The sequence below is a fragment of the Acinetobacter sp. 1294596 genome (genome assembly GCF_000582925.1).
GTDB classification, from domain to species: Bacteria; Pseudomonadota; Gammaproteobacteria; order Pseudomonadales; family Moraxellaceae; genus Acinetobacter; species Acinetobacter radioresistens.
Genome location: NZ_JFCC01000054.1, coordinates 1 through 16,633 on the forward strand (window position 1 = coordinate 1; position 16,633 = coordinate 16,633).

Sequence of the window (16,633 nt, forward strand, 5' to 3'; positions counted from 1 at the left end):
GGGAATGCAGTATGACCCCGATAGTCTTATTTCACTGTCAACCAAAGATATAAACAAGCAAGAGCTTGAACAACTTAAACGAGAGCTGTCACAGCCTACCTATAGCAAGAATGGTGCTGGCAAGATTTTAGTGAATAAACAACCCGATGGTGCACTGTCTCCGAACCGCGCTGACGGTGTCATGATTTGCTTTAGTGACATAAGGCCGCCTGCCCGATTAATACCAGGTGGAGGTGGTACACGCAGATTCTAAACAAGGTTTTTAATATGGCAAAATCCAAAAACAAACAGAAAGAGACAAAGCCAAAATCAGCAGGCTTAATGACCAGTGTAGCGGTAGAGAATCTTGCTTTTGCTATGGGACGAGCCGCTGATGTGGATGAGGTATTGCGTCAAGCTGGACTTTCTCGGCAACGTCTTTCGGTCTTAATGACGGATGATGAAATATCACAGGCAATGGAAACCCGGCTTGATGCAGTTTTAAATGCGCCGTGGCGATTCATAGAAGATCATGGTAAACAGACCATTTTCTTAAAAGAGCTTTTTACCAAATGGCATTTTGAAATTGTATCAGGTGCTTGGGAAGCGTGTCCCTACGGTTACTCAGTTTTGGAAGCTAACTACAAGATTGATGAGAATAACCGGTTTACCCTTGCCGATATTATGGTCAAGCCGCTGGAATGGTTTGAGCCTAAAAATAATGGTGAGCTGATCTTCCGTAAGCCCCAGTCCAGTGCTGAAGTAAATGTATTTAAAACTTATCCGCTCAAGTTTTTTCTGACACGGCGTAAACCATCTTATAAGCAGCCTTATGGGGAAGCATTACTCACCAAGCTATATTGGATCTGGTACTTTAAAACTAGCTCCACTAAATTTTGGGTGAAGTTCCTGGAACGATTTGGTTCGCCGTTATTAATCGGTAAGGTGGGTGGTCAGAATCGTAAGCAGCAAGATATTGATGCGATGACCGCTGCTTTACTGAATGCTCATGCACAATCGATCTTATCAATTCCTGCAGAAGATGAAGTAACTACAGTGGGAACTAACTTCTCTGATGCAGGTGCTTCTGCATTTGAAGCTTTTGATAAGGTCATGGTCCGACGTGTGCAGAAAGTGGTTCTCGGCCAAACAATGACATCTGAGAATGACGGTGGTGGCAGTAAGGCACTTGGAGTGGTGCACAATGAAGTCAGAATGGATAAACGTAATTCTGACTTACGCATGATTTCACCGACAGTCCAGGAGTTGATTGATGCTCTTTGTATCCTCAATGGATTTGATAAGCATACGATCATTCTAGGTGGTGAACAGGACCTCAATGTCAAAGTGGTCGAGCGGGACTTGAAGCTTAAGGATCTGGGTGTGCAGTTTAATGACAAGTACATCATTGAAACCTACGGTATCAAGCCTGAGCATTTCAAGGTTGGGGTAGCTTCAGATATCACTCCAATACAGCAATTCAATGCACTACCCCATAAAGCCTTTAGCTTTGCAGCAACTACCAGAAAGCTATCACCTGAACAGCAGGAAGTAGAAGAGCTGACTGATGCACAGCGAAACATGGAACTCTTAAGCAATGCCCAGGTAAATGAGCTTCTGCAGAAGAGTACAACTCCTGAAGAGCTAGCCTTTAATCTGATGCAGATCATGCCTGAGGCCAGTCAGTCGCAGTTCACGGCGAATCTTGAGCGGGCTTTATATGCAGGTGATGTACTAGGGTATGTGATGGCGAGTGGAGGGAAGTGATGGAAGATATTCAGACGTTATATGATGAGTTTGAAGAGTTTTGCACCAAATATTGTGGACTGGTTTTCGATGAATTCTCAATATATCAGCGTAAGAAATTGGGCCATTACTTTGATGTTCGTGATGAATATTTCAAGCTTTGGCTGAATGCAAGGCATGTTTATAGTAAGGATTCCGCCAATGCAACCAGTCACATTTCTTGAGGCCTTACAGTTTGCCCGGTCTCGTAAAATCGTATTGCCTGATGAGTTTTACTCTCTGGATCTCAAGACACGACAACTGGCCACCACGGTCAGTTTTTTATCGAGCATAGAACAGATCCAGACTGTGATAGCCGCTGTAAACAAGGCTATTGCAGATGGCTCGACATTTGAGGACTTTAAGAAACTGGTCGCTGAAAATGAGATCAAGCTAAGTGAGCCTTATCTCAAGAACGTTTTTCGTACCAATATTCAGACGGCGTATAGTCATGGGCGCTGGCAACAGCAGCAACGCAATAGAGACAAGCGACCATACCTGATGTATTCAGCTATCGATGATAGCCGGGTCCGTCCAAGTCACTTGGCATTGAACCGGATTATCCGTCATATCGATGATCCATTCTGGCTCATGTATTACCCGCCGTGGGGCTTCATGTGTCGCTGTACAGTGATTGCATTAACTGAAAAGCAGGCGGAAAAATACGGTATTACGCCAGATGATCAGCTACCGGAGGTGGCTGAGGAGATGGGCTGGAGTACCAGTCCAATGACCTATGGCGATCTATCAGGTCTGGTGGACCAGAAGATTCTGGATTCTGACCTGAATAAAGCATTTTTGCTGGAGCAGAAAGAGATCATCAAGGCCGAGTGGACAGCAAGTAAAAAGTTGGCCAGTTTATTTGCTCCAATGGATGATAAGACTCGGGACTTATTTGATGTGGTGGCCAATACAGTGATTCCACTTGATCCAGATATCCGGCCAAGTGCGATTCGTACTTTTTTGAACTATGTACAGGGTAATGATTAAGTTCTTACGGCGCAGTTAAAGCAGCCCCCTATTACTCTGGCTGAGGAAGTGCTTAAACGCTGGTTGAAGGAGGATTTAGGCAGGCTACAGGCAGTGGCATCGAATAGTGCAACTACAGTGGCTGGATCAGCTTCACTAGCCTACGCTGCATCATTGGAGGTAGGTAAGGTCATTACATTGGATGCGCCGTTACTGCTTGCAGGTTCTGCTTCAAATATTGTGATTCAGATTGAAAATGCTAAAGGTTTAGGCATTGATCTGGAAAAGTTAAATGCAGGGCAAGGCGTACTGTTTCCCTTAGGCATATCTTTTCAGGTAGTTTCAAGGCAAATAGTGAGTGACGAAATATTTTACATATTGAAAAGGATTTCTACCTAGTATATAGATTGTGTTCACTAAAATAATAGTTTACATGAGGTAGGAATGAAGTATTTTCTTTTTTTAATACAAGAGGGTACGGAGAATAAAGATACTCAAAACGATCTGAGTATTGTAGTTGAAAGCGATAGACCAGTTAATTTTTTATCTGATTTTATAGGTGGAAGAGCTACTCTAACAGAAGGTTATACTGGTTATATGACTGATTACTCTGTCCAAATCTGTGATTTTGACAGTTGTCGTCTACATTTATGTCCTGATGACAAAGATAAATACTTGGTTACAGTTAATCCTTGTTTTAAAAGCCTACCTGATAACACTTTAGAAGCACTTCCTCTTCAGGCTAATCAATCATTAAACCTTAATTTTGGAAATGGAGGATTATCATTAAATTATAAAATTCAAAGTATTAGACAGGCACATAACTAAGCTGATTTCGTTTATATATCAACCTCACTCTCTGAACTAATCTCTAAAAACTACCAACATATATCATTGAATTGTAAACCTCTGTTCTCGAAACAGAGGTTTTTTTATGGAGCATGAAAAATGCCTGAACTAAATCAGGAGCATTTGCGCTGTAAGTTTACTGCTGTAAATGTTCCGATCACTACAATGGAAGATGGTGAAACAAAGCGCCGAACATTTGAAGCAGAAGTATATAGCGGTGGTCGTATCGACAATCACTATTACTGGGGTCGCTCAGGTGTGGTGATTGACCTCCAAGGATTACAGTTAAAAGCTAAAACTGGTTTAGTTGAAGAACATTTTGGTGGTAAGCGTGTCGGTGTAGCCACTTCATATGAAATCAACCAAACCTTTAGGGCAAAAGGTCATTTTCTTAGCAATGCAAAAGCTAAAGAAATCGTGCAAGACATCGATGAGGAATATCCATTCCAAATGTCATGGTGGGCTGATCCAGAATCCATTGAAGAAATTGCACCAGGTAAAACAGTTGAAGTAAATGGGCAGCAATTTACTGGTCCATTGCATGTATTCCGAAATGTGCGAGTGCATGAAATCACAATTTGTGGGGTGGGTGCGGACACTCAAACCACTATTGAAGCCTTCTCAGGCAAAGCCAATTCAAACCCAACCAAAGAGGACACAGACGTGACCGAACTAGAAAAAGCACAACAGGCCAAACAGCAGGCAGAAAAGGAGCGTGATGATGCGCTAGAAGAGCTGAAACAGTTTAAAGCCCAGAAACGTGCTGATGAGATTGCAGCTTTAGAAACAGAGCTTAAAACACAATTCAGTGCTGAAGATAAAACTGCATATACCAATATGGATGATTCCGTCTTTGCCTTTACTGCAAAGCAGCTTCGACAGTTTTCTACAGGTGGACAGCAGCCACCAGCTGGCCAGCAGCAACAACAAACACCAAGTGTAAATCCTGCGTTGAACTACCTGTTCAATCATCAGGCTACTGGTGGACAAGGCGGATCGGGCGGTAACAAGGAACATCAATTCACAGCAGGTGCGAAAGCCTTCGCTGAACAAAACAAGGGAAAATAATTTATGCCTATTCACTATATTCCACCGGTATCACTTACTACACGTAAACTGGTACTCGACAATGAAAAGCTGCGCCGTGCCAATGGCAAGGTAACTGCAGGTACCGCCTACAATTACGGCGATTTACTGACACTATCTGATGACAATGTACTGACTCATGCTGCAGATGAATCATCCTGGGATGTGATCTGTGGCCAGAACGTTACCGCAGCCGAAGCAACCATTAAAGCGGCTGAAGGGATAGAAATTCCAATGTACTACGGCGGCGTATTTAACGTTGAGGCCGTGTCTTTAAATGGGGCGTTGCTGGACAAGGCGAAATATGATGCTGCCCGTGCCAAAGCAACCAAAAACAAAATCGAACTTTCTAAGGTGTAATCAACATGCCACAGTCTTTTAATATTGACGGTACTCCACTTGAACTTCTGGATGTGGGTGAGCTTGCTCTCATTCATAGCAATTACCGTCCAATGGATACATGGCTGCTAGATCGCCTGTTTCCAAACTGTCCACTGTTTACCCGGGATGATGTGCCACTAGCTGAGCTTTCTGCTGATCATGATCTGGCCCCGCTGGTATCACCAAATCAGCCAGGTAAGCCATTTGAAACTACTCAGTCTGCAAAAGTAACTAATGTTAAACCGGCATACTACAAACCTAAAAATCAGGTGACTGCTGCAGATACTTTTGAAATTGCCTTGTTAGAGCGTTTACGCACTGCGGGGATTATCTCTACCGGTAACCAGCAGCTCTCTGAACAGGAAAAGATAGTGATTTCTCAAATTGCTGTCATGAAACGCAACCATGACGCGATTGATAACTCGGTTCTAATGATGGCCATTGATCTTCTGAAAAATGGCAAATATCTGCTGCATTCTGATGATTATGAATATAACCTGGTTGATTATGAGCGTGATGCATCCCTAAATTACACGCCACTTGTAGCATGGGGACAGGCAGGTGCCAAGCCGGTGGATGATATCCGCCGTATGCTGGAACGTCAGCTCGAAGCAGATGGTGGTGAAGCAAAAATGGCGCTGATGTCTGGTCTGGTGTGGCAGGCCTTATGGAATGATGCAGATTTCAAAAAGGAATTTGTGACACCGTATGCAGGGATCTCTGTACCAGTTGTACCAAGCTTCGGTGTAAGCCAGAAACCGACATTGAAAGGTACTTTTGATGGAGTAGAGTTCTGGGTTTACGATGCAACCTACCGTCATAAGGGTAAGGTGAACCGCTTCATTGAGAAAGATTATTTCAGTCTGATCTCGGATACCAATGGTTCAGTGGCCCATTGCAAGATTAAGAACATGACCGCTAATGGCGTGGCTCAGCAGTACTTTGACCGTCAATGGTACTGTGAAGATCCAAGCGGCATTATGCTGATGACTGAATCTGCTCCTTTGGTTGTTCCTTCTAACAAAAACGGCGTTGTTGGTGGCCGTGGCTTCATTACTCTATAAGGAGGCTTAAATGCCGAAGTACACAGCAAAACAATCCATCGGGCATTTTATGCCAGGTGATGAAATCAAAGGGCTTGAAGCTAAACAACTTCAGGCCCTTTTAGCATCTGGCGCTATTGAAGAATATCAGGAGCCGGAAGAGCCTAAAGCAGATGGTACCGCAGCACGTCTGGCTGAGCTTGAAAAGGCTAATACAGAGCTGACAGCAGAAAATACTACTTTAACTGAAGCCAATCAGACCGCTGCTGCTGATAAAGCCAAGGCTGAGCAGGAAATTGCTGAACTTAAGGCAAAAGTGGCTGAGCTTGAAAAGGCTAAGCCAGCGTCTAAGTCTAAGGCTAGTGACAAGCCAGCTGAACAGGGCGCTGATGCAGCCAAGTAAGGTGATCTATGTACGCAACAGAAGCAGACATGGTGAAGCGGTTTGCTGATGACATTGAAGAACTAAAGCTGATGCATGCAGATGCAGCAGCTTCTATCAATGAAGCACTTCAGGATGCGGCAGAAGAGATTAACGGTTATATCGGTGGCCGTTATCCTCTGCCTCTTCCCAATGTGCCCAGTAATCTGAACCGCATGGCCTGTGATATTGCCCGTTACCGGCTTTATTACCAGCAACCCACTGAAGAAGTACGTAACCGTTATAAGGATGCGATTAAATTTCTTGAACGGGTACAAGACGAAAAAGCACACCTACAGATCCAGGCCGCAACCAATGAAATTGTAGATGATCAGCCTAAGGGCCGGCCTACCACAATGCCCATCGGAACCAGTTATGTAGGAGGCGTGTTTGGTGATGAAACGCTAGACAAGATGCCTTCATTTAAATAAGGAGGAGGTATGGCTGGGGTTGTAATAAAGATCGATGCTGATGGTGAGTCAGCAGTAATGCAAGCACTTCATCGTCTTTCAGGTTTTGAAGAAACACAACAGAGACTGTTCGATACGATTGGCCAAACAATAGTAAGCAATATCCGTAATAGATGGACGCAGGGCGAAGGACTTGAAGGGAAATGGCGTTTGTCTGGCCGAGTTAAACGTGAAGGCGGTACCACTTTGCGTAAGACTTCACGGCTGATGGATTCCATTACTCATAACGTGCTGCAGAGTGGAGTAGAAATTGGTACTGACGTGATTTATGGCGCAATTCATCACTTCGGTGGTGAAATACGTCATGAAGCCAGAATGCGTCGTACCTATTTTCGTCAGGGACGTGATGGTACGGTGGGTAACAGATTTGTCCGTAAATCCCGTTCTAACTTCATGCAGGAATCTATGGGTAAGGCTTATATCATCAATATGCCAGCCCGTCCATTTTTGGGTTTAACCGAACAGGATGAGCAGGATGTATTAAATGATATCGTGGAGCATTTAACTGATGAGCGATAAAAACTTCTTTGCGGTGCGCGATGAAATTGCAGAGAAACTCAACGGGATTTCAGGTCTTAAAAAGATTTATACCCCGGCCAACTCTGCAAATGTTACAGAGCTATCACAGGTTACAGCAAATGCTCAGGTCTATTACCGCCGTATCCGAAAGCTGGATGATGTTGCAAAGTCATCAATGAACATGCTGGCCCAGCAATGGGAAGTTACGGTGGTTGAGCGTCATGCTTCGGCACAGCTTAATGATGGCTCTGCAGTTCTGGATCGTGCTGGTGCACTAACGCAACAAGTCCTGGAATTATTATCAGGTTGGCAGCCTGCTTCAAGTGCACGACCTTTAAACCTGATTGCAGTTGAAGAGGACTACTCTCCAACATGCGTCTATATCACTTTGGTGTTTGAATCCAAAATGTTTATCTAGGAGCCAGTCATGGCAGCAAAGCAATATGTAGCCCAACAACCATTAGGGCGTTTCAAAAAAGGGGATTTCGTGGGTGGACTCACCGATGCTGAAATCCGACAGCAATTAGATGCAGGTACGATCAAGGAGGTAGAAATAGAAAAGCCCTCTGAAGAGTCGAAACCAGCTGCAGCAAAAACTACAAAAGAGGTAAAAGCAGATGGGAAATAAACCAGACGTTATTTCGTTACAGGGTGAACTGTTCCTGGCTAAAATTATTAATGGTGCGGTATCAGGTATGTTTCCAGTAGGAAGTATGCCAGCCCTGCAGCTTCAAATCACTTCGGATTCGACCGATCACTATGAGTCAAAAACAGGTTTTCGTACGAAAGATGCAGTACTGCGAAAGCAGACAGGAGTATCTGTAAGCGGCACCCTGGAAGAGGTAACCAAGCAAAATCTTGCCATGGTGATGAGTGGTAAAGTTACTGAAGTATCTGCAAGCACTATCGCTGATCGCTCACTAGGTACTGTTGAAGCTGGGACTATGATTGATCTGGGTGAGCGTAATCTGTCAGAAGTTAAGTTTAAAGACGGCGCTGATACAGATATTGATGCCAATACCTATGTACTCGATTCGGCATTCGGTACAGTGATTTTTAATATTGCACCGACTGGTGACGTTAAGTGGTCAGGTAAAGCCGGAAAATTAACACGTACGGCGATTGCAAACGATATCGGCAATGAATACCGCTTCTTCTTTAAAGGTGTTGATACCTATAAAGGGGATAAGGTTGCCGTGACCTTATGGCGTGTGGAGTTTTCACCGGAAACAGAATTTGATCTGATCAATGAGGATTTCTCTAGTTACGATATTGAGGGCGAATGTCTGGCTGACATTACCAAGGTAAATGATGCTGAACTTAGCATGTTTGGCCACATTGATCGTTTTAATGTAGCAGCTTGATACTAAAGCTGAGTAACTAAATCCAAAAATGCAGGCACAGGGACGCATGAGCGTCTTTTTTTGTGCCTGTTTATCGTTTAATACCTTTGGATATCTTTTCTTTTGGGTGGATAAAAAGTATTCTATTAACCTGTATGGTACGGTTTTTAAAGGTAAAAACTGACCTTCAGTGTTGATTGGATTTATTAAATGACACCAGCGCTATATCAGGAAGTGCAAGATTTTTATCTGCACGCAATGGCCTTGACCAAGTTTGCCTTTTTCTTATCAAAAAAGGGTTCTTTTTATACTTTGGTTTTGGCAGGTGAACAACCAGAGATAAATGAAAGAATAAGAAATTTGCAGGGCAATGGGTTAGTAATCAAATACGATAAGGGATCCACCCTTTATTTTGTTTACCAAGTTCAAGATGATATAGAGAAACTGATAAAGTTACCTAAGCTGAGCGATTCACAGATAGAGTTCAAATTGCAAGAGATATTAAACCAATACAGATGAAGCACCTTCGGGTGCTTTTTTATTTCCTGAACTTTACTTTGAGATTCCATCATGAATGATTTTTTTCTAGCAGCTAATCGCTCTATCACAGTGAATGATGTTGAAGTCCATCAGATCCAGATGAAAGATTTTGACCAATGGGCGGTACATGCCGAAAAGATAAAAGGCTTCTTAAAGGAAAAAGATTATTCAGATGAAGTTTTGACTCAACTTTTTAAGGCTCATTCAATTGAAGTGCTGAGTATATGCAGTCTGGCCACCAGGCTTCCAGTAGCTAGTTTGATTGATCTAGCCACAACATCCGAACAGCAATTTAAAGAAGTTTTATCAGCAGTACTACAGGTCAACGGCGCTTACTTTAAAGAAGATCAGCCTAAACGCCGTAATAAAAAGCAGGCAGCAAAAGACAATGATTCAACCTGGTTTGACTCATTCCAGTTGCTGATCAGTGCTGGTCATACTCATACCGAAATCATGAATATGACTTATGGTGCTTACAGTGAGTATTTAAAATCAGCCCAAAAGGATTACCGGAATAAGCTTGCAGCCCTGACCAGTGTGGTGAGATCTGCTCAGCATGCATCTGCTAAAGAACTAAAGAAGTTTCTTGATGAGCTAAAATAATAATTATTGTGAATTAATTAACAATTTCACATAATTAAATTTACCTTTCCCGACTAGAATGGTCTGCATTATAAAAGTGCACTTGAGCTTAATCATGAAAAGAGTATTAACAGCGGAAAGTAAAGCAGCATATAAGAAATGGTTTAACTCATTCAGCAGTGACGAGCAGAGAGAGTTAGTGAATATGGGTGTGGCATGCGGTGCCGACTCAAAGTTTTTTAAGCATGAGATACTAGACCTCCTGAGTCATCTTGATAATGAGAAGCTTAAAAGCAATAGAATTTTATTCAAGAAATTTGCTGAAAGATATATTTCTTTAGTCCCTGATCATATTCGACCTCATGTGAACTGGACACTTCTGGAAAACAGTCGTGACTATCGCTCCTGGTTTGCCAACAGGCAGATGTTTGTTTTTAACTGTCTGGTCGTTAAAGATATTTATGAGCATAGCAAGGATAAGAATTCGAGCTATTTATTATGGGCCCCTATCATTGATGACCATACCCCAGAAACTTGTAAGAGTTTCAGTAGCAAAATATTTAATATTCTTGATAAGGAGTTTCAGGAACAGGCTGTTGAGCATTGGAGCAGACCGCAAGAAGGTTGTAGATGCAGTTTGATTTCGATTACTCATGCACAGGCAGAGAAATACCTGATGGACATGAACATGAGTGCATAGAATAAAGAGATATAAGTGAACACGGATGTTCTTTCACATTGCGATAATTTAGACCATTTATAAATAATCTTAAGTGCATAAAACACTCTTTAACTATTGGTTGATAAAGAAATGAGCAAATATTAGTATGCTTACAATAGACCAACACTTATAAGAGGGTTACATGGGGAGCTACATAGAACAAAACTTAGCTAGAGATGAAAGAATAATTATTAAAGCTCAAGTTACATGGCTATCGCAATTCTGGTACTTATTCTTCGGTGGATTGTTCATTTTATCTTCGCTTGGTTCTAAAAATGGAGTGCCTTTTTTCATTGGTTTAATTTTAATAGCAATTGCCGCTATCCATGTTTTAACCACAGAGTTGGCATTAACAAATAGACGTATTATTGCAAAATCTGGATTAATACGCAGAAATACAATTGAGTTGAAGGCTAATCGTGTAGAAAGTCTAGGAGTAGATCAAGGAATTCTAGGACGCATTTTTAATTTTGGTTCTATCGTTATAAAAGGTACTGGCGGTTCACATGCTCCAATTCCTTATATTGCAAGACCATTGGAATTTAGGCAGCAAGTAAATAATTTTCTTGATGAACTTGATGACTCAAATCAGAGAAAACCTTAAATAATTTAATAAAAGCACCTGAATGTGCTTTGTAATATCTTCATCTAACCCACCATTTGGTGGGTTTTTTATTGCGAGTAAAAATATGGCCGGTAAAGAATTAATTTTTAAGCTTGTGATGGAAGCTGATACTAAAAATTATGTATCGAATATTAAGGAATCTGAAAGTGTCACTAAGGCCATTTATGCCGCAATAAAACAGGAATCTGAAAAACTGAAGGCTGCATCTGCAGAAGCAGCTCAGGAAGTTGGAAAAATAGTTCCTGCTGATTTGCAGAAAAAAGCAGATCAAGCTAAAGGAAAACTGAGTGAAGTATCTCAGGCGGCTGGTGAACTTGAAGGACGGGCTGTTCAGGCTGCCAGCAAGATTGATGGCTTGGGTAGTGAACTTCAAGATACAGCGAATAAGGCAAATAAGGCAGGCTTTGAAATCGGTGAAGCCGTTCCAGGTGATGCGCTTCAACTTGCAGAACTGCTGGGTACCAAATTCTTTACAGCTGCCAAAGAAATTGAAGCTCTTGGTGATAAGTCAGTTATCAGTGCTGGTGAGTTACGCTCAATGTCGAGCACTGGTGAACAAGGTCTCAATGAACTTAACTCGGCACTAAAAGCTGCTCAAGCTGAAGTGGTTCGGTTGCAAAGTACGGATGGCACCTTAAAAGATATTGAAATCGCTAAGCAGCGTGTTTTAAGTATTGAAGATGCTATTAAAGAAACGTCCAGTGCTTTTAATTACTATCAGGACGTTGCCATAAATGCTATGCGTGGCGTGGACAACGCCACACAGTCTTCAATTAATCAGTTGCAACGTTTTAGCTCGGTAGATCTTGGTCAAGTAGTAGGTGAAGCTCAGACTGCGACCCGTGCAATTCAGTCAATGGGTGAGGGAGCCAATCTCAGTACCAAAGAAATTGAGCGAATTGGCACTATTGGTACCAGCAGTATTAATACGCTTGAAAGTGAGCTGCTGGCAGCAAAGAATGCTTTCTCTGCATTAGAACAAAGTAGCGAAGCTGTCACTCTTGAGGAAATTAAGGCTGCAGGAGAAAAGGTCAAAGGTCTTGAACAGGCAGTTGATCTGACTAAAGCAGCATTTGCAGATTTTGATACCCAAGCATCTTCTGCAATGCGTAGTGTATCGACCAGTGCAGATAAGGCTACAACCAGCGCAAAGCAGACCGGACATGAAATCTATGAAGCCCTAGGCATTAAACCACCAACAGTCATCAATGATGCCATTACTGCGCTTGAGCGAAAGCTAGAGGACTTTAAAGCCAATAGTAAATTACCGGCTGAAGAAGTTGAGCGTGTTACCAGAATTACCGAGCAACAGATTGAGAAGCTCAAAAGTGAACTTCACAGTGTTGAACCGGCAGCAGAAAAAGCAAATTCGGGTATTTCCAATCTTTCTAAAGGGATGGGTGTAGCCAAGTTTGCAGCGACTGCTCTTGCGGGAGCTATGGCCGCCGTTGGTATTGGTATCGGTGTGAGAGAAATTGCTCAGGCAGCGGATTCGTATACTACTCTTTCAGCACGAATCAATATTGCAACCAGCGAAGGTGGTAACTTTCAGCAAGCTATGACTGGTGTGCATCAAGTGGCACTTGCTACCAATTCAAGCTTGGAAGCTACTGCCAGCCTGTTTACCAAGGTGAATGATGTTGGTAAACAGATGGGAATGACCCAGCAGCAAAGTCTGGATCTGGTAAAAACCATCAATATGGCAATTCAAACAGGAGGTGGATCAGCACAGGCCAGTGAAGATGCTATTGTCCAGTTTACCCAGGCACTGCAATCTGGAGTACTCCGTGGTGATGAGTTCAACTCAATCATGGAACAGGCTCCAGGAATTTCTAAAGCCTTGGCCCAATCCCTTGGTGTGACTACAGGTGAGTTACGTACTATGGCAGAAAACGGCGAGTTATCTGCTGAGCGCGTAATCAAGGCCTTACAGAAACAATCCGCTGCAATTGAAGCTGACTACAATAAGTTTCCGACTACGATAGGTAATGCATTACAGCGTATCCAGACCCAATGGCAAATCCTGATTGGTACCATGGATCAGTCCACTGGCGCATCTGCAACAGTTGCACAATGGCTGGTAACTATTGCTGACAATATGGATGTCGTTGAAAGGCTTTTAAGCGATATTGGTAATGGTTTTATCTGGGTCGGTGATCAGCTTAAAAAAATTGATCCGGCAACTATCGAGGCTATGAAGGCTGCACTTTCTAGTGCATATGAAACTTTGAAAACTCTGGTCTCAACAGTAGGTGAGGGGTTTGAAGTAACATCTGGACTTTTAAACATTCTTCTGGGTGATGTTTTTGATTTTTCAAGTGGTATAGATACAGCTAATGATAAGACCAATGGCTTCACTAAAACCTTGCAAGCTATTAATGTTGCCTTGGGTTTCATTGAGGATGGTTTTGATGCAGTTAGGATTGTAGCTAATTTGCTTGCAGGCGTGTTCTATGACGTTGCTGCTGCTTGGCTGAATTTCAAATCAAAGTTCACATGGGGAGATACTAAAAAACAAATTATCTCCGAAATGAATGAGATGGGAGTTAAGGCTAAGGAGCATTACGACAGGTTTTCAGCTGGAGCAATGGAATTTAAATCTGCCGGGTTAGAAGCAATTGGTGAAATTGCTAAAACTCAAGAGCAGAAAAATCAGGAAGCTGTAGCAGGCAATCAAAAAACCTTAAGTCAGTTATTGGCTCAAAATACAGAATTTAATCAAAAGTCTAAGGCGTTAAGTGAAGAGCGTACAGCACTTGATAAACAATTGAGTCAGGCTAGGGCCGATGGTAATCAGACTGCTATTGATTCTATTATCCAGAAATCGAATGAACTGGATACACGGGAAAAAGAGCATGCCACCAATAAAGCCAAGTTAGATGCTGAGAAATTATCCTCAGTAAAGGCATATGCTGAAGCGGCCATTAAAGCTAATGGTGGGGTCATGGACGGCACCATGCAAGCCGACCTTATGGCCAAGGGATATATTGTTACTGTTGGTGAGGCAGGCAAGGTTAGTGTGGCAGCTTGGGAGGGTGCTGCTCAGGCTGCAGATAATGCAGCCAAAAAGGAAGAAGCTGTCAAGCTGGCCAAAGAGAATCTACAAAAGGCAGATGAGGCATATCTGGCTTTTCAGAAACAGTCCGCCGTTGAACGTGCAGTTCTGGAACAACAGATCGCCGAGGCTAAACGCACGGGTGATTTAAGTGCATTGAAATCTGCACAAGATTCCCTTCGGGGTATTGACCAGAAGGAAACGGAACTCGCCAATAACCGCAATGTACGTGCTGCGGAATTGGATGCAGCTAATTCCGGGTCTGGACAGGTGGCAGAAAATGCATATTCGAGAGCTTCTCTTGCAGCCAAGCAGCTTGGGGTAGATATCGATGTTGCGTTAAATCGAGTCTCTAAATCCTTTACTGAGCAGGGTAATAATGTCACTGATCTGAAAGGCAAGTTGGCTTCTGCAAGTATTACTGGTAAAGCGGCAGGAGATATAATTTATCAGTCTTGGTCGAACTGGTTACAGACGGCTAAAAGCCAAGCTGAAATTGATTACGCAAGGTCCAAGCTTAAAGAGTTTGGTGATCAAGGTAAGGTTTCAACGGGCCAAGTCGAACAGGGCCTAATTGCTATCAAGATGCAGGCTTTGGAACTACCGGATGATATTGATCCGGTGACAGAAGCATTTAAACGGCTAGGCATTGAAACCAAAGAGAATTTAAAGCTTGCTGCTCAACAGGCTTTGATGGATTACATCACTGTCAGAGATAGCGGAAAGGTGACTGCTGAAGGTATCCAGAAAGCATATGAGAAGGCTGCTCAGTCTGCAGCAGCATCAGGTGATGCAGGTGTCATTGCTGCGACTAATGCTGCAAATGCAGGCCGCAATCTGGAAATCCAGATTGATGATAGCGGTCAGGCTGTAGTCAAAACCATGGATGACTGGGCTAAAGCCAATAATCGGGTAGAGAGCTCAGCCAGTGCCATTGGTGATGGCTACCGTGAAGCTGGACGGGTGGCAAGAGAGGAGGCCAAATCCTCTACTGAAGCCTGGTCAGAAGCGCTTACTGCCATGCAGGGTAAGCTCAAAGCCTCTAAAACTGGAGTCATGGCTAAAAATGGTTATTCAGTTGATGAGATTGAGCAGCAGCTGACTGAAATGGGATATAGCGGTAATGCCAGGCAAAAGGCTAAAGAGCTATTCGAGACGGCACAACAGGGTCCAGGTGGTTATTACCGTTCAGCTTCTCATGAATATGCTGCGCGTTATGGTGTCTCTGCATACGACAACCAGAAACAGACCGGCAACTACATGTTCATTGCCGAGCAGCTGGAAAAGCTGGAGGAATATGCAGGCAAGTCGGGCAGTACTGGTTCCAGAGTCAATGTAAACAATCTGGCCCCGGACGTGAGCTATCCTAAAACCAGCACTCCAACTGCTGAGCCTTCACGTACTGTCATCAACCAGATCTCTATTAATGGCCGCACAATTAATGTCCCTGTGGATGAGGCTAATCAGGGCAGTTTTAATGATTTCCTGACTGAACTGGAAAGGGTAAAAAAGAGTAGCTAATGAAATTAATACGAGTGTCTACATCAGAAACCGTCCCGCTTGAGGACGGTTTTTTATGGTCTGATGAATTTGAATGGAAGCCCATCGAGCAGAAACAGAGTCGGGCTATTGATGGTTCTCTAATTATCCAGGAGGGCCGTAAAAAAGCAGGTCGTTCAATTGTGCTGCAACCGGCAGATAACACGATGGGCTGGATCAAACGCCGTGATTTACGCACGGTTCAAGACTGGTCTGCTTTATCTGAACAATTCATTCTGGCTTTTGAGTATCAGCACGACAGACGTGAATTTCATGTGATTTTTAACCATGAAGCCGGGGCTTTGGAAGCTGCTCCAGTGAAGGGAATTCCATCTGTATCTGAGGATGACTATTACAACGTGACTTTACGTTTTATTGAAGTGGGGGAACTTTACAGTGGCAATTGAAACTAAAAATCTGGTGCTCTATAAGTCCGAGCGCCTGAGCGATACAGAAGATGGTGGTGGCAAGTACTCTGGCCAGATGATTGAAGATGGCCAGAGCAATAACCTGTTTAATGATGTGAGTGAGCTGGACCGCACCATGGGTGATGTGTCACTGCGTAAACTGTTCCCCGCCGTGACAACGAATGATACAGATTTGCTTATGGGCGCTACGGTCTTTATCTCGGAAAACCCGAAAGACCCCAATGTCTCAGCTTTGCTGTTTAGTACAAAGTCGTGGATTGATGAGCGCAAGTCCGCCCAGAACCGGATTGAAAACTAT

General features: G+C 43.2%; 18 protein-coding genes and 3 pseudogenes. All 21 read left to right on the top strand.

Annotated elements, in window-relative coordinates:
- Positions 1–253: pseudogene (locus J502_RS14130) on the top strand (terminase); the annotation flags it as partial.
- Between the two features lie 14 nt (positions 254–267).
- The gene (locus J502_RS14135; RefSeq protein WP_034684755.1) at positions 268–1,746 is read left to right on the top strand and encodes a phage portal protein family protein; all 1,479 of its coding nucleotides are present in this window, start codon (positions 268–270) and stop codon (positions 1,744–1,746) included.
- Positions 1,746–1,949: a hypothetical protein gene (locus J502_RS14140; RefSeq protein ID WP_005019499.1), complete on the top strand. Its 204-nt coding sequence runs from the start codon at positions 1,746–1,748 to the stop codon at positions 1,947–1,949. The genes J502_RS14135 and J502_RS14140 overlap by 1 nt, the downstream gene beginning before the upstream one ends.
- Positions 1,927–3,132: pseudogene (locus tag J502_RS14145) on the top strand (phage head morphogenesis protein). The gene J502_RS14140 and the pseudogene J502_RS14145 overlap by 23 nt, the downstream one beginning before the upstream one ends.
- 45 nt (positions 3,133–3,177) lie before the next feature.
- Complete coding sequence (locus tag J502_RS14150) at positions 3,178–3,561, top strand: hypothetical protein (protein ID WP_034684758.1); 384 nt, start codon at positions 3,178–3,180, stop codon at positions 3,559–3,561.
- 120 nt (positions 3,562–3,681) lie between these two features.
- A complete protein-coding gene (locus J502_RS14155; protein WP_034684760.1) occupies positions 3,682–4,650 on the top strand; it encodes a hypothetical protein in 969 nt (322 codons plus the stop codon).
- A 3-nt stretch (positions 4,651–4,653) separates the two neighbouring features.
- Entirely contained in the window at positions 4,654–5,028 is a 375-nt protein-coding gene (locus J502_RS14160) for a hypothetical protein (RefSeq protein WP_005019509.1), read from the top strand.
- 5 nt (positions 5,029–5,033) lie between these two features.
- Positions 5,034–6,113, top strand: a complete 1,080-nt coding sequence (locus tag J502_RS14165) for a major capsid protein (RefSeq protein ID WP_034684763.1) — start codon at positions 5,034–5,036, stop codon at positions 6,111–6,113.
- Positions 6,114–6,123: 10 nt separating this feature from the next.
- Positions 6,124–6,495, top strand: a complete 372-nt coding sequence (locus J502_RS14170; protein WP_005019511.1) for a hypothetical protein — start codon at positions 6,124–6,126, stop codon at positions 6,493–6,495.
- 8 nt (positions 6,496–6,503) lie between these two features.
- Positions 6,504–6,944: a gp436 family protein gene (locus J502_RS14175; protein WP_005019513.1), complete on the top strand. Its 441-nt coding sequence runs from the start codon at positions 6,504–6,506 to the stop codon at positions 6,942–6,944.
- Positions 6,945–6,953: 9 nt separating this feature from the next.
- Positions 6,954–7,502 carry a phage virion morphogenesis family protein gene (locus J502_RS14180; protein WP_005019514.1) on the top strand — a complete coding sequence of 183 codons (549 nt, stop codon included), beginning with the start codon at positions 6,954–6,956 and terminating at the stop codon, positions 7,500–7,502.
- The gene (locus tag J502_RS14185; RefSeq protein WP_005019515.1) at positions 7,492–7,920 is read left to right on the top strand and encodes a phage tail terminator protein; all 429 of its coding nucleotides are present in this window, start codon (positions 7,492–7,494) and stop codon (positions 7,918–7,920) included. The genes J502_RS14180 and J502_RS14185 overlap by 11 nt, the downstream gene beginning before the upstream one ends.
- A 9-nt stretch (positions 7,921–7,929) precedes the next feature.
- Complete coding sequence (locus J502_RS14190; RefSeq protein WP_005019516.1) at positions 7,930–8,130, top strand: hypothetical protein; 201 nt, start codon at positions 7,930–7,932, stop codon at positions 8,128–8,130.
- The gene (locus tag J502_RS14195; protein ID WP_005019518.1) at positions 8,120–8,866 is read left to right on the top strand and encodes a phage tail tube protein; all 747 of its coding nucleotides are present in this window, start codon (positions 8,120–8,122) and stop codon (positions 8,864–8,866) included. Before J502_RS14190 ends, J502_RS14195 begins: the two co-directional genes overlap by 11 nt.
- Positions 8,867–9,055: 189 nt before the next feature.
- Positions 9,056–9,364 carry a hypothetical protein gene (locus J502_RS14200; protein ID WP_005019519.1) on the top strand — a complete coding sequence of 103 codons (309 nt, stop codon included), beginning with the start codon at positions 9,056–9,058 and terminating at the stop codon, positions 9,362–9,364.
- Between the two features lie 51 nt (positions 9,365–9,415).
- A complete protein-coding gene (locus tag J502_RS14205; RefSeq protein ID WP_005019520.1) occupies positions 9,416–9,988 on the top strand; it encodes a hypothetical protein in 573 nt (190 codons plus the stop codon).
- 94 nt (positions 9,989–10,082) lie between these two features.
- On the top strand, positions 10,083–10,667 hold the full coding sequence (locus tag J502_RS14210; protein WP_005019522.1) for a hypothetical protein: 585 nt from the start codon (positions 10,083–10,085) through the stop codon (positions 10,665–10,667).
- Between the two features lie 163 nt (positions 10,668–10,830).
- A complete protein-coding gene (locus J502_RS14215; protein ID WP_034684765.1) occupies positions 10,831–11,292 on the top strand; it encodes a PH domain-containing protein in 462 nt (153 codons plus the stop codon).
- A gap of 85 nt (positions 11,293–11,377) precedes the next feature.
- Positions 11,378–15,889: a tape measure protein gene (locus tag J502_RS14220; RefSeq protein ID WP_034684768.1), complete on the top strand. Its 4,512-nt coding sequence runs from the start codon at positions 11,378–11,380 to the stop codon at positions 15,887–15,889.
- The gene (locus J502_RS14225; protein ID WP_034680858.1) at positions 15,889–16,314 is read left to right on the top strand and encodes a hypothetical protein; all 426 of its coding nucleotides are present in this window, start codon (positions 15,889–15,891) and stop codon (positions 16,312–16,314) included. Before J502_RS14220 ends, J502_RS14225 begins: the two co-directional genes overlap by 1 nt.
- Positions 16,304–16,633: pseudogene (locus J502_RS14230) on the top strand (hypothetical protein); the annotation flags it as partial. The gene J502_RS14225 and the pseudogene J502_RS14230, both read left to right, overlap by 11 nt.